At 70.1% G+C, this 13,518-nt stretch carries 7 protein-coding genes and 1 riboswitch; of the genes, 3 read left to right on the top strand and 4 right to left on the bottom strand.

Translation table 11 applies throughout. The features are described from left to right. The first annotated feature begins 301 nt into the window (after positions 1-301). Positions 302-513: riboswitch (cobalamin riboswitch) on the top strand. A 178-nt stretch (positions 514-691) separates the two neighbouring features. Both metE and metK read left to right on the top strand, forming a co-directional pair. After that, positions 692-2,965: a 5-methyltetrahydropteroyltriglutamate--homocysteine S-methyltransferase gene (gene metE / locus ACH65_RS03160; protein ID WP_049621127.1), complete on the top strand. Its 2,274-nt coding sequence runs from the start codon at positions 692-694 to the stop codon at positions 2,963-2,965. 246 nt (positions 2,966-3,211) lie between these two features. Beyond that, entirely contained in the window at positions 3,212-4,438 is a 1,227-nt protein-coding gene (gene metK, locus ACH65_RS03155) for a methionine adenosyltransferase (protein WP_049621126.1), read from the top strand. A 188-nt stretch (positions 4,439-4,626) separates the two neighbouring features. Here the strand turns inward: metK and ACH65_RS03150 are convergent, their stop codons facing one another. The 4 genes from ACH65_RS03150 to xylF all read right to left on the bottom strand — a co-directional run bounded on the left by ACH65_RS03150 (position 4,627) and on the right by xylF (position 11,100). Then, complete coding sequence (locus tag ACH65_RS03150; protein WP_049621125.1) at positions 4,627-6,870, bottom strand: beta-glucosidase family protein; 2,244 nt, start codon at positions 6,868-6,870, stop codon at positions 4,627-4,629. Between the two features lie 69 nt (positions 6,871-6,939). Beyond that, entirely contained in the window at positions 6,940-8,082 is a 1,143-nt protein-coding gene (locus ACH65_RS03145) for a sugar ABC transporter permease (protein WP_049621124.1), read from the bottom strand. Positions 8,083-8,281: 199 nt separating this feature from the next. Then, the gene (locus ACH65_RS03140) at positions 8,282-9,826 is read right to left on the bottom strand and encodes a xylose ABC transporter ATP-binding protein (protein ID WP_237561424.1); all 1,545 of its coding nucleotides are present in this window, start codon (positions 9,824-9,826) and stop codon (positions 8,282-8,284) included. A 254-nt stretch (positions 9,827-10,080) separates the two neighbouring features. Then, on the bottom strand, positions 10,081-11,100 hold the full coding sequence (xylF, locus tag ACH65_RS03135) for a D-xylose ABC transporter substrate-binding protein (RefSeq protein ID WP_049621123.1): 1,020 nt from the start codon (positions 11,098-11,100) through the stop codon (positions 10,081-10,083). 220 nt (positions 11,101-11,320) lie between these two features. Here xylF and ACH65_RS03130 point away from each other — a divergent pair, with 220 nt between their 5' ends. Continuing rightward, entirely contained in the window at positions 11,321-13,207 is a 1,887-nt protein-coding gene (locus tag ACH65_RS03130) for an ATP-binding cassette domain-containing protein (protein ID WP_049621122.1), read from the top strand. Positions 13,208-13,518 lie beyond the last annotated feature (311 nt).

Below are 13,518 nucleotides of genomic sequence, written 5' to 3'. Positions count from 1 at the left end.
TCCTGTCGAAAAGCCCGGCCAAGCCTCACGCACCCGTCGGCCGAAGGCCGGCGGGCGCCGCATCGGGGTGCCGAGCACAGAAAAGTAACTCGCTCCCCGGCAGGGGAGCGAAACCCCCGGCCAACGGCCGGCCCGATTGCAAGAAGCGCTTCGATTCAATCCAACCGTGCGACGCTGGGTGACCAGCTTCGCTGTTGTGAAGCGCCGCCGGCCTGCGCCGGAACGACGAGCGATAACTTCGAACAAGAGCGGAGCGGAGTCGCCGCGCTCCCGCCGATTGACTTCGGCCATCCATATGGCTAGCTTGCACGTCGCCGAAGGCTTTCATCTTTCCATTCGAATGAAAAGATGAAATTAAAAGGGAAGCCGGTGCGAATCCGGCGCTGCCCCGCAGCGGTATGTGGAAACGAACCTCGCCAGATGCACTGGGCCTCGAAACCCGGGAAGCGGCGAGCAGTAGGCCCGAGCATCGCGTCCACGAGCCCGAAGACCTGCCCCGGCCGGCCGCCCCACGGCGGCCGCACGACCTGGATTCCGCGGGGAATCCCGGCGCGCATCGCCACCCGGCGAGGCGTGCCCGTTCCCGCGGTTCCGGTTCGCCCGCGGGGGCGAAGGTCGACACAGGCGGGGCCGGCGACGGCGCCGCCGCGTCCTTCGTTCCTCTTTGCCCGTTTACGCAAGAGGAATCCACATGATTCACACCACCCACCTCGGCTTTCCGCGCATCGGCCGCCGCCGCGAGCTCAAGCGCGCGCTGGAAACCTACTGGCGCGACGGCGAGCGCCAGCCCCTGCTCGATACCGCCCGTACGCTGCGCGAGCGGCACTGGCGGCTGGCCCGCGAGGCCGGCCTCGACACCGTGCCGGTGAACGACTTCTCGCTCTACGACCACGTGCTCGACACCGCCGTGCTGTTCGACGCGGTGCCGGATCGCTACCGCCCCCTGCTGGAGGCCGACCCGCTGGCCGGCTACTTCGCCATGGCCCGCGGCAACGCCGAGCTGCCCGCGCTGGAAATGACCAAGTGGTTCGACACCAACTACCACTACCTGGTGCCCGAGCTGCACGCCGGCCAGCGCTTTCACCTCGCCGGCGACAAGCCGCTGGCGGAATGGCGCGAGGCGCGCGCGCTCGGCCTGGACGCGCGGCCGGTGCTGCTCGGCCCGGTCAGCTTCCTCAAGCTCGGCAAGACCCTCGACGGCACCGATCCGCTGGCCCTGCTGGATTCGCTGCTGCCCGCCTACGCCGTGCTGCTCGCCCAGCTCGCCGAGGCCGGCGTGGCCTGGGTGCAGCTGGACGAGCCCTGCCTCGTGCTCGACCTCGACGACGCCGCGCGCCGCGCCTATGCCTACGCCTACGAGGTGCTCGCGCTGGGCCCCTCGCCCAAGCGGCTGCTGGCCACCTATTTCGGCGCGCTGGAGGACAACCTCGCGCTGGCCGCGTCGCTGCCGGTCGAGGGCCTGCACGTGGACCTCGCCCGCGCGCCCGGCCAGCTCGACGCCGTGCTCGACGCCCTGCCCGCCGAGCGCGTGCTGAGCGCGGGCGTGATCGACGGGCGCAACGTCTGGCTCAGCGATCCCGCCCGCGTGCGGCCGCTGCTCGAACGCATCGCGGCCCGCCGCGGCACCGGCGCCTTGTGGCTGGCGCCCTCCTGTTCGCTGCTGCACGTGCCCATCGACCTGGAACAGGAGCCGGACGCAGGCCAGGGCTGGCGCGCCTGGCTCGCCTTCGCCAGGCAGAAGCTGGACGAGCTGCGCCGCTACGCCGACGCGCTGGCCGGCGATAACGACGCCCGCTGCGCGCTCGACGCGCAGGCCGCGCGCCTGGCCGCCCGCGCCGACGCCGAAGGCGTGCAGCGCACCGACGTGCGCGCGCGCCTGGCGGCCTTGAGCCCGCAGGCCGTGCTGCGCCGCTCCGGCCATGCGCACCGCCGCGTGATCCAGGCCGAGGCGCTGGCGCTGCCGCCGCTGCCCACCACCACCATCGGCTCCTTCCCGCAGACCGCCGCGCTGCGCCGCGCCCGCGCCGACCACCGCGCCGGCCGGCTGGACGAGGCCGGCTACGAGGCCGTGCTGGCGGAAGAGATCCGGCTCGCCATCCGCCGCCAGGAGGAACTGGACCTGGACGTGTTGGTGCACGGCGAGCCCGAGCGCAACGACATGGTGGAGTACTTCGGCGAACAGCTCGACGGCTTCGGCTTCACCCGCCACGGCTGGGTGCAGAGCTACGGCTCGCGCTGCGTGAAGCCGCCGGTGATCTGGGGCGACGTGGCGCGCCCGCAGGCGATGACGGTGCGCTGGTCGGCCTACGCGCAGTCGCTCACGGCCAGGCCGGTCAAGGGCATGCTCACCGGCCCGGTCACCGTATTGCAGTGGTCGTTCGTGCGCGACGACCTGCCGCGCGAGACGGTGTGCCGCCAGCTCGCCCTGGCCCTGCGCGAGGAAGTGCACGACCTCGAACGCGCCGGCATCCGCCTCATCCAGATCGACGAGCCGGCCCTGCGCGAGGGTCTGCCGCTGCGCCGCGCGGACCAGGCGGCCTACCTCGACTGGGCGGTGGCCTGCTTCCGCATCGCCGCCGGCGGCGTGGCCGACGCCACGCAGATCCACACCCATATGTGCTACGCGGAGTTCAACGACATCATCGAGGCGGTGGCCGCGCTGGACGCCGACGTGATCTCGATCGAGAGCAGCCGCTCGCGCATGGAGCTGCTGGAAGCCTTCGAGCGCTTCCGCTACCCCGGCGACATCGGCCCCGGCGTGTACGACATCCACTCCCCGCGCGTGCCGGCGGCCGGCGAGGTCGTCGCCCTGCTGCGCAAGGCGCTGGCCGTGCTGGACGCCGGCCAGCTGTGGGTGAACCCGGACTGCGGCCTCAAGACCCGCCGCTGGGAAGAAGTGCTGCCGGCCCTGGCGGCGATGGTGGCCGCCGCGCGCACGCTGCGCGCGGAGCTGGCCGCCGCGTGACGCCGCCGTGCCCCCGCCGGGCCGCCCGGCGGGGGCCGGGGCGGCATCACGCGCCGCGCGGGGCACGGCAAATCGCCGCGCCCCGCGCCGGCCCCGCGGCCCCGGCCGGCGCGGGGCCGCACGCTGAATCACCCCCGCATCCGGACGTCCAGCCGGCCAAGCGCCGGCTGCAAAACGTCATCGGGCGCGTGTAGAATGCCCGGTTTCCATTTATCTCCTTATCCGAAAGGAAGGATGTAAGCCACGATGAGCAACTTCCTCTTCACCTCCGAATCGGTCTCCGAAGGCCATCCGGACAAAGTCGCCGACCAGATCTCCGATGCCGTCCTCGACGCGATCCTCTTGCAGGACCCGCGCGCCCGCGTGGCCTGCGAGACGATGGTGAAGACCGGCGTGGCGATCGTCGCCGGCGAGGTCACCACCAGCGCCTGGATCGACCTGGAGGCGCTGACGCGCAAGGTCATCGTGGACATCGGCTATGACTCCTCCGAGGTCGGCTTCGACGGCGAGACCTGCGGCGTGCTGAACCTGATCGGCAAGCAGTCGCCCGACATCAACCAGGGCGTGGACCGCAAGAAGCCCGAGGAACAGGGCGCCGGCGACCAGGGCCTGATGTTCGGCTATGCCACCAACGAAACCCGCGACTTCATGCCCGCGGCGATCTACTACTCGCACCGCCTGGTCGAGCAGCAGGCCAAGGTGCGCAAGAAGAAGAACTCGCCGCTGCCGTGGCTGCGCCCGGACGCCAAGAGCCAGGTCACCCTGCGCTATGAGAACGACGAGGCCGTGGCCATCGACGCCGTGGTGCTCTCCACCCAGCACGACCCGGGCGTGAAGCAGAAGGACCTGATCGAGGCGGTGCGCGAGGAGATCCTGAAGCCCGTGCTGCCGGCCAAGCTGCTGCACAAGGGCACCAAGTTCCACATCAACCCGACCGGCAAGTTCGTGATCGGCGGCCCGGTGGGCGACTGCGGCCTCACCGGCCGCAAGATCATCGTGGACACCTACGGCGGCTGGGCCCGCCACGGCGGCGGCGCGTTCTCGGGCAAGGACCCGTCCAAGGTGGACCGTTCGGCGGCCTACGCGGCGCGCTACGTGGCCAAGAACATCGTGGCCGCCGGCATCGCCGACCGCTGCGAGGTGCAGGTGTCCTACGCCATCGGCGTGGCCGAGCCGACCTCGATCTCGGTGACCACCTTCGGCACCGGCAAGATCGCCGACGAGAAGATCGAGAAGCTGATCCGCAAGCACTTCGACCTGCGCCCCTACGGCATCATCAAGATGCTGGACCTGGTGCACCCGATCTACCAGCAGACCGCGAGCTACGGCCACTTCGGCCGTGCCCCCTACGAGGTGAAGGGCGCCAACGGCGAGACCTACACCGCGTTCTCCTGGGAGAAGACCGACAAGGCCGAGGCCCTGCGCGAAGACGCCGGCCTGGGCAAGGCGAAGAAGGCGGCCAAGGGCAAGTAAGCCCGCCGCCTTCCGGCAGACGCAGAACGAACGGGCCGCCTCTCGGGCGGCCCGTTTTTTTGCGCGCGTCGCGTCCCGGTCCTGCCCCCCCCCCCGAGAACCTGCCCGGACTCCCTAGTCGGCGACGGCCGCGGCACCGGGCTGCGGCGCGGCCGAGCCCGGGAGTGCAGCCGCTGGCCCACGGCCGGCTACAGGACGCGCCGCGGCAGCGTCAGCTCCACCTGCTGCGCGCCGTCCAGCGCGGCCGAGTCGGCGGCATAGAAGCGGTACGTGCCGCCGCCGATCACCCAGCGATGGCTGGCCTCGTCGTAGCGGGCCAGCAGGCGCGGCTCCAGCGCGATCTCCAGCTGTGCCTGCGCGCCGGGCGCGAGCGACACCTTGCGGTAGCCGGCCAGCCGCAGTGGCGAGCCGTCGGGCAGGCGCACGTAGACCTGCGCCACCTCGCTACCCGCGCGCGCGCCGGTGTTGCGCACGCGCAGCCGCGCGAGGAGCTTGCCGCCCGCCTCGTTCACCGTGAAGCCGTCGCGGGCGTAGCGCGTGTAGGAGAGCCCGTAGCCAAACGGGAACAGCGGCTTGCGCCCGGTACGGTCGTACCAGCGATAGCCGACGTCGGCGCCCTCGATGTCGAGGTCCAGGCGAGTGTCGATGCGCTGGGCGAGACCGGGCGCGCTCTCCGGCTCACCGGCGCCGCGCAGTACCGGGCGCGGCAGTTCTGCCAGCGAGCGCGGCCAGCTGAGCGGCAGGCGGCCGGAGGGGTTGACCGCGCCGAACAGCAGGTTGGCGATCGCCTCGCCGCCGCCCGAGCCGGGGTACCACGCCGCCAGCACGGCGGCGCTGCGCTCCAGCCACGGCATCGCCACGGGGTTGCCGGTTTCCAGCACCACCACCGTGCGCGGGTTGGCGGCGGCCACCGCCTCGATCAGCGCGTCCTGCCCGTCGGGCAGCGCGAGGTCGGCCGCATCCTGCGACTCGGCCTCCCAGCGGGTGGCGAAGACCACGGCGACGTCGGCGGACTTGGCCAGCGCCACCGCCGCGGCGACGTCCCCGCCCTCGGCGAACTGCACGCTGGCCTGCGGCGCGAGCCGGGCGATGGCCTTGAGCGGGGAGGAAGGATCGAACACCGGCGGGCCGGGGAATTTGGCCGGCGGCATCGGCGGCAGCGCGTTGCCGCCGTTGGGCCACACGGTGGAGGAACCACCGCCGGCCATCACGCCCTTGTCGGCATGGCCGCCGATCACCGCGATGCGCTTGAGCGAGGGCGACAGCGGCAGCACGTCGCCCCGGTTGCGCAGCAGCACCGCACCGGCCTCTTCCACGCGCTGCGCCACGGTGGCATGGCCGGCGACGTCGTCCGGCCCGGCCGAAGGCTTGGCCGGGTGGTCGAACAGGCCCACCGCGAACAGGCTGCGCAGGATGCGCCGGGCCATGTCGTCGATGCGCGCCTGGCCCACCTCGCCGCGCGCGAGCGCCTCGCGCAGCGGCGGGCCGAACCAGAACTGCTGATCGAAGCTCGGCGCGGACTGCTGGTCCAGCCCCGCGTTGGCGGCCTTGGCGGCGCTGTAGACCGCGCCCCAGTCCGACATCACGAAGCCGGGATAGCGCCAGTCCTGCTTGAGCGCGGTGGTGAGCAGCGCGGCGCTCTCGCAGTCGTACTCACCGTTGACGCGGTTGTAGCCGCACATCACCGAGCCGGGCCGGCCGTGCTCGATGGCCAGTTCGAAGGCCAGCAGGTCAGACTCGCGCAGTGCCCGCTCGCCGATCTGCATGCTGGTGATATGGCGCCCGGTCTCCACGCTGTTGGCCGCCAGATGCTTCACCGTGGCGAGCACGTGCCGGCTCTGGATGCCGTCCACCGTGGCGCCCACGATGCTGCCGGCGAGCAGCGGGTCCTCGCCGGCGTATTCGAAGTTGCGGCCGTTGCGCGGGTCGCGCAGCAGGTTCACGCCGCCGGCCAGCAGCACGTTGAAACCGCGGTGGAAGGCCTCCGCGCCGATCATCGCGCCGGCCTCGCGCGCCAGCGCCGGATCGAAACCGGCCGCGGAGGCGAGGCTGGAAGGCAAGGCGGTGGCGGTGCTGTGCGGGCGGGCGCCGCCCTGGTTGGCCACGCCCAGGCCCGCGTCGCTGATCTGCAGGGCCGGGATGCCCAGCCGGTCGTTGGGCGCGACGTAGGCGGCGGAGATCAGCGCCCCCTTGGGCACCGGCCGGCCCTTGGGGTCGCCGGGCATGGCGTAGTCGCTGTACAACAGCGCGAACTTCTCCTCCTGGCTCATCGCCGCCAGCAGGCGTTCGGCCCGCGCGTCGGGGGAGAGCTTCGCATCCATCCAGGGCGGCGCCTTCGCCGCGTGGATGCCGAAGGCGGCGAGCAGAGCCGCGAGGCCCGCCAGCATGCGCTTGCCGCTCGATCGTCCTGGTTTGTTCCTTGTTGGTTGCATCGATCTCTCCTTGCCTTGCTCACGGGGAAGGCAGGGCGACCCGTTGCAGGCGCCCTGCGGGGAAGCGCTTCAGCCGCGGTTGGAGCCGGACAGCACGTCCACCCACACCGCCAGCACGAGGATGATGCCCTTGACGATCATCTGCCAGGACGTATCCACGTTCATCTGCTGCATGCCGTTGTCGAGGCTGGCCATCACCAGCGCGCCGATCAGCGCGCCGTAGACGGTGCCCGAGCCGCCGCGCATCGAGGTGCCGCCGATGAAGCAGGCCGAGATCGCGTCCAGCTCGCCACCCACGCCCGCCGAGGGCGAGCCCGCGGCCGAGCGCGCGGTGGTGATGATGCCGGCGAAGGCGCACATCAGGCCCATGATGCCGAACACCACCAGCTTCACCTTGGCCACGTTGACGCCGGACAGCCGCGTCGCCTCCATGTTGCCGCCCACCGCGTAGATGTGGCGGCCGAACACGGTCTGCGTGGCGAGGTAGGAGAACACCGCCAGCAGCGCGAGCAGGATCATCACCGGCAACGGCACGCCGTTGGCGTCGTTGAGCACGTGCACGAACACCGCCATCACCACGCCGATGGCCAGCACCTTGAGCGCGTCCACCCACGGCGCCGCCTGGCCGAGCCCCAGCTTGCCGCGACGGCGGCGGCGCTGCACGGTGAGCGCCACCAGCACGGTGAAGATCAGCGCCACCAGGTACCACGACAGCTTCGGCGGCACGTAGCCCTGGGCCAGGCCGACCAGGTCCTCCGGCACCTGGTCGATGGTCACGGCATCGGTGATGTACTGCACCACGCCGCGGAAGGCCAGCATGCCGCCCAGGCCGACGATGAACGAGGGCACGCGCATCTTGGTGACGATGAAGCCGTTGAGCAGGCCGATGCCGAGGCCCAGCAGCAGCACCGCGCCGATCGCGGGCCAGGTGTGCCAGCCCATGTTGACGGTGAAGATCGCCACCACGCCGCCGAGCAGGCCCAGCTGCGAGCCCACCGAGAGGTCGATCTCGCCGGCGATGATCACGAACACCATGCCGCAGGCGAGCATGCCGGTGACCGACATCTGTAGGAACAGGTTGGAAAGGCTGCGCGGCTTCACGAAGATGCCGTCGGTCTGGAAGTAGAAGAACACCCAGATCGCCGCCACCGCCAGCAGCAGCGCGAGGATCTTGTAGCGGACGAAGAACTGCTGCACTTGCTGTGATTGCATGTCGTGCTTTCCCGATCGTGGAACTCAACGAAGCGAACTGCGCGCGCGGCCCGCGCCGCGAACGCAGCGGAATGGCGCCCTCATCCCGGCCTGGGCCGGCCTCCGGCACCCTTGATCTTGCGCCCCCGGCCGGCCGGCGCCCGCCATGCCGGCTGGTGCCGGCACGGCGAGGTGGAGGCCGGGGGAAAAGCCACCGCCATCAGGCCGCCGAGGCCTTCGGGCCGGCGTCGATGGCGGCGGCCAGCACGCGCTCCTGGCTGAGGCCCTCGTTGACGAAGTCGCCGCGCAGGCGGCCCTCGCCCATCACCAGCACGCGGTCGCTCACGCCCAGCACCTCGGGCATTTCCGAGGACACCATGATGATCGCCACGCCCTTGGCCGCCAGCTCGAACATCAACTGGTAGATGTCGTACTTGGAGCCCACGTCCACGCCGCGGGTGGGCTCGTCCAGGATCAGCACCTTGGGCGAAGGCAGCAGCATCTTGGTCAGCACCGCCTTCTGCTGGTTGCCGCCGGAGAGGCCGACGATGGCCAGCGCGGGGCTGGCCGTCTTCACCCGCAGGCGCTTGATCTCGTGTTCCACCGTGGCCAGCTCGGCGTTCTTGTCGATGCGGCCCGCGCGCGAGTAGTGCTCCAGCGTGGCCAGCGTGATGTTGTCGCCCACGCCCAGCAGCGGCACGATGCCCTGGCGCTTGCGGTCCTCCGGCACCAGCGAGAGGCCGGCGCGGATCGCGGCCTCGGGCGAGTTCACCTTGATCGGCTTGCCTTCGAGGAACAGCTCGGCCGTCGAGCGGCCGGGGTAGGCGCCGAAGATCGCCGACACCAGCTCGGTACGCCCCGCGCCGACCAGCCCGGCGACGCCTAGGATCTCGCCGCGGCGCACCTGGAAGGAGACGTCGTCCACCCGCTTGCGGTTGGGGTTGGCGGTGTCCCAGCAGGTGACGTGGCGGGCCTCGAACACCACCTCGCCGATGGCGTGCGGCACCTTGGGGAACAGGTTCTCGATCTTGCGCCCCACCATCATCGCGATGATGCCGTCGGTGGTCAGCTCGCTCATCGGCTTGGTGCCGATGTGCTGGCCGTCGCGGATCACCGTGACGGTGTCGCACACCCGCGCCACCTCTTCCAGCTTGTGCGAGATGTAGACGCAGGCCACGCCTTCGCGCTTCAGGTCCTCGATGATCGAGAGCAGCACCGCGATCTCGCTGGAGGACAGCGAGGAGGTGGGCTCGTCCAGGATCAGCAGGCGCGCGTTCTTGGCCAGCGCCTTGGCGATCTCGAACAGCTGCTGGTGGCCGCCGCCGTAGTTCATCACCGGCGCAGCCACGTTGACGTCCTTGAGCTTGAGCCGCGCCAGCAGCTCCTCGGCGCGGTGGTACATGGCGTCGTAGTCCATGCGCCCGCCGGGCTTGGTGATCTCGTTGCCGAGGAAGATGTTCTCGGCCACCGAGAGCTGCGGCACCAGCATCAGCTCCTGGTGGATGATGACGATGCCGGCCTTCTCGCTGTCGCGCACCGAGTAGGCCCTGAGCGGCTTGCCCTCCCACAGGATCTCGCCGTCCCAGGTGCCGTACGGATACACGCCGGAAAGCACCTTCATCAGGGTGGATTTGCCCGCGCCGTTCTCGCCGCACAGGCCCACGCACTCACCCGGCCGCACCGCCAGGCTCACGCCGTTGAGCGCGCGCACGCCGGAGAATTCCTTGACGATGTTGCGCATCTCGAACAAATAGTTGCCGCTCACCGCTACATCCTCTGCCTGCCCCGCCTCGCGCGGGGCGTTTGTGCCGCGGCGGCCGCATCGCCGACGCGCGCTCGTCCGTTCGGAACGCTACGTCCTTTTCGCCGCGGCAAACGCCATCGCGGAAAAAAGACCGCGCCGGCCCGACCGGGATAGCCCGAAGGGCGGGCGAAGGCGGCGCAAGCCTCGGCGCGCGCCGCCCCGCCGCCTGCCGGCGCCTCACCCCGCACGGGGAGAGGCACGCCGGCAGCCGTCGCTTACTTACCGAATACCTGCTGCTGCGTGTAGAAACCGTCCTTCACCACCACGTCCACGTTCTGCTTGGTCAGCAGGGTCGGGGTGAGCAGGATGGTGTCCACGTCCTTCTTGCCGTTGTTGAGCTTGGAGGTGTACTTGGGCGCGGTGCCCTTCACCAGGTCCACCGCGAGCCCCGCAGCGCCGCTGGCGATGGCCTTGATCGGCTTGTACACCGTCATCGCCTGGGTGCCCGCCACCACGCGGCGCACGCCGGCGAGGTCGGCGTCCTGGCCCGACACCGGCACCTTGCCGGCCAGCTTCTGCCCGGACAGCGCCTGGATCGCGCCGCCGGCGGTGCCGTCGTTGGAGGCCACGATGCCCTGGATGTTGTTGTTGTTGGCGGTGAGCGCGTTCTCCACGATGCCCTGCGCCTTGGAGGGCTCCCACTCCGGCGTCCACTGCTGGCCGACGATCTTGATGTCGCCCTTGTCCACCAGCGGCTTGAGCACCTTCATCTGGCCCTCGCGCAGGATGCGCGCGTTGTTGTCGGTGGAGGCGCCGCCGAGCAGGAAGTAATTGCCCTTGGGCGCCACATTGACCACGCCCTGGGCCTGCATCTCGCCCACCTTCTCGTTGTCGAAGGAGATGTAGGCGTCGATGTCGGAGTTCAGGATCAGGCGGTCGTAGGACACTACCTTGATGCCGGCGCGCTTGGCCTCGGCGATGGCGTTGCCCAGCACCTTGGAGTTGAAGGGCACGATCACCAGCACGTCCACGCCGGCGGCGATCAGGTTCTCGATCTGGGCAATCTGGCGCGACTCGTTGGCGTTGGCCGACTGCACGTTGACGGTGGCGCCCAGCTTCTTGGCGGCGTCGACGAAGTAGTCGCGGTCGCGGGTCCAGCGCTCCACGCGCAGGTCGTCGATGGAAAAGCCGATCACCGGCTTGTCCTTGCTGGCATGGGCGGGCGCGGCGCCGAAGACGCCGGCAAGGGTGAGCGCAGCGGCGAACATCGCGGTGGGTAGGGCTCGGCGTTTCATGCGGATCTCCTAGATCGGTCCAAAATTCGGGCGGCGCGGCAGGCACGCCGTCCGGGAAAAAAGCAGGGGATTGCGGGGACTACCCGCATAGCGTTCCGCTGTTGGCGGAAAAAGGCATGACGCGGCGCATCAGAAACCACGCCGGCACGCGCCCGCCGGGCAGCGGGACGCATCAATTCGCCGCCGTCTTTTCCGCCGAGCCAGCCGCTAGAATGCGCGTATGTCACTGATCCAGCTCCAGCGCCTCGACTTCAGCGTCGGCGGCCCCCTCCTGCTCGAACACGTCGATCTGTCGATCGAGGCCAACGAGCGCGTGTGCATCGTCGGGCGCAACGGCGAAGGCAAATCCACCCTGATGAAGCTGATCGCCGGCGAATTGAAGCCCGACGACGGCGAGATCCGCCTGCAGACCGGTACGGTGGTGGCGCGCATGGCGCAGGAGGTGCCGCACGACACCGAAGGCCAAGTGTTCGACGTGGTCGCCGCGGGCCTGGGCGACCTCGGCCAGCTGCTGGCGCGCTACCACCACCTGCTGGAAGCGGGCGACTTCGACGCGCTGGGCGAGGTGCAGGAGCAGATCGAAGCGCGTCACGGCTGGGACCTGGACCGCCGCGTGGGCGAGGTGCTGACCAAGCTCGAACTGCCCGCCGAGGCCGACTTCGCCGCCCTCTCCGGCGGCATGAAGCGCCGCGTGCTGCTGGCCCAGGCGCTGGTGAAGAAGCCTGACGTGCTGCTGCTGGACGAGCCCACCAACCACCTCGACATCGAGGCCATCGGCTGGCTGGAAAGCTTCCTCAAGCAGTTCGAGGGCAGCCTGGTCTTCATCACCCACGACCGCAGCTTCCTGCGCGCGCTCGCCACCCGCATCGTGGAGATCGACCGCGGCCAGCTCACCAGCTGGCCCGGCGACTACGACAACTACCTGCGCCGCCGCGAGGAACGCCTGCACGCCGAAGCCCAGGCCAACGCCCACTTCGACCGCAAGCTGGCGCAGGAGGAGGCGTGGATCCGCCAGGGCATCAAGGCCCGCCGCACCCGCAACGAGGGCCGCGTGCGCGCGCTCAAGGCGATGCGTCGCGAGCGCGCCGAGCGGCGCGAGCTGGGCGGCAACGCCAGGATGAACCTCGCCGGCGCGCAGGCTTCCGGCCGCAAGGTGATCGACGTCCGGCACGTGCACCAGAGCTACGAGGGCCGCGTGCTGATCGAGGACTTCAGCACCACCGTGCTGCGCGGCGACCGCATCGGCATCGTCGGCCCCAACGGCGCCGGCAAGAGCACCCTGCTGAAGATCCTGCTCGGCGAACTCGCCCCCGAGCGCGGCGAGGTGGTGCTGGGCACGGGGCTCGAGATCGCCTACTTCGACCAGCACCGCAGCCAGCTCAACGACGCGCTCAGCGCGGTGGACAACGTGGCCGAGGGCCGCGAGTACATCGAGCTCAACGGCCAGCGCAAGCACATCCTCGGCTACCTGCAGGACTTCCTGTTCACCCCCGAGCGCGCCCGCGCGCCGATCACCCGCCTCTCCGGCGGCGAGCGCAACCGCCTGCTGCTGGCCAAGCTGTTCGCCCAGCCGTCCAACCTGCTGGTGATGGACGAGCCCACCAACGATCTCGACGTGGAGACGCTGGAGCTCTTGGAGGAACTGCTGACCGAGTACCAGGGCACCCTGCTGCTGGTCTCGCACGACCGCGCCTTCCTCGACAACGTGGTGTCCAGCACCATCGTGCTCGAGGGCGAGGGCCGCATCGGCGAATACGTGGGCGGCTATACCGACTGGCTGCGCCAGAAGCCCGCCGGACGCTCCGCCGAAAACCGCGACGCGGCGCCAGTTCCGGTTGCCGCAGTGGCGGCGGCGGCAAGCGACGGTGCGCCCGGTTCCGCCGCGCTCAAGCGCAAGCTGAGCTTCAAGGATGCCCGCGAACTGGAGCAGTTGCCCCGGCGCATCGAGGCGCTGGAGAGCGACCTCGCCGTACGCAGCGAGGCGATGAACGACCCCGCCTTCTTCCAGCAGGACAGCGCCGCGATCATCCAGGCCAACGAGGCTGTCGCGGCCTTGCAGAAGGAGTTGGAGGACGCCTATCGCCGCTGGGAGGAGCTCGAGGGATGAATGCCCGCGTCGGGGGCTTTGGCCTGTCCGCTTGATTCCCTTGGTACCTTGCTGGGCATCTTCGCTTTCGCCTGCACCTAGGCTGTGGTGAGCCGGTTCGCGCTGAAAGTCTGCCTGTTCACTCTCTCGCTGCCGACGCGCCGGGGCCATGAGCGCGTCTTGCGCCATGCGCGCGCGGTAGCGCAGCGACGACGCCCCTGCTCGTCGTTCCGGCGTAGGCCGGAGGTGCTTCACCACAGCGAAGCGAGTCACCCAGTGCCACACGGCTGGGTTTTTGAAGTGAAACGTTGGCGCGATCTGGCCGGCCTTTG

This window comes from Frateuria defendens, assembly GCF_001182895.1.
Classification (GTDB): Bacteria; Pseudomonadota; Gammaproteobacteria; order Xanthomonadales; family Rhodanobacteraceae; genus Frateuria_B; species Frateuria_B defendens.
The sequence above is the reverse complement of the archived record's forward strand: the minus strand, read 5'-3'. Positions and strand labels throughout refer to the sequence as shown.